1 pseudogene is annotated in these 525 nt (G+C 78.7%); it reads left to right on the top strand.

Annotation, left to right across the window (positions count from 1 at the left end):
* Positions 1 to 525: pseudogene (locus tag J7528_RS24140) on the top strand (translation initiation factor IF-2); the annotation flags it as partial.

Here is a 525-nt window from a genome sequence, read left to right as displayed (position 1 = left end):
GTCTCAGGCTCCGGCCCCCGCCCCGGCGGCTCCCGCGCCCCAGGCTCCGGCTCCCGCCGCGCCGCCGGCGCCGGTACGCGCCGAGGCTCCGCGCCCGGCCCAGACCACGGCGCCCGGCCAGACCCGGACCTACGAGCCCAGTCGCGACCGTCGCGACGACCGCTCATCGACGACCACCTATCGTCCGGGGCCGGGCTCGCACCAAGGCGACCGTCCGCAAGGCGATCGTCCTCAGGGTGACCGCCCCAACTTCGCGGACCGGCCGTTCAACCAGCGCGCCCCGCGCCAGGACGGCCCGTACAACCAGCGCACCCCGCGCGCCGACGCCGGCGCGCCGCGTGGTCCGCGTCCCGAAGGCGGCTTCCGCAACGACCGCCCGCAGGGTGACCGCCCGCAAGGCGACCGTCCGCAGGGTGATCGTCCGACCCAGACCGTCCGCTATTCGGCCCTGGCCCCGCGCCCGGCGCCCGGCGCCCGTCCAGGTCCCGGTGGTCCGCGCGGCGCTCGTCCGGGCGTTCCGGCCTC

Origin of the sequence: Caulobacter sp. (genome assembly GCF_017744445.1) — a bacterium.
Taxonomy (GTDB): domain Bacteria; phylum Pseudomonadota; class Alphaproteobacteria; order Caulobacterales; family Caulobacteraceae; genus Caulobacter.
Note: the sequence above shows the minus strand (reverse complement) of the source record. Positions and strands in the feature narration are given on the sequence as shown.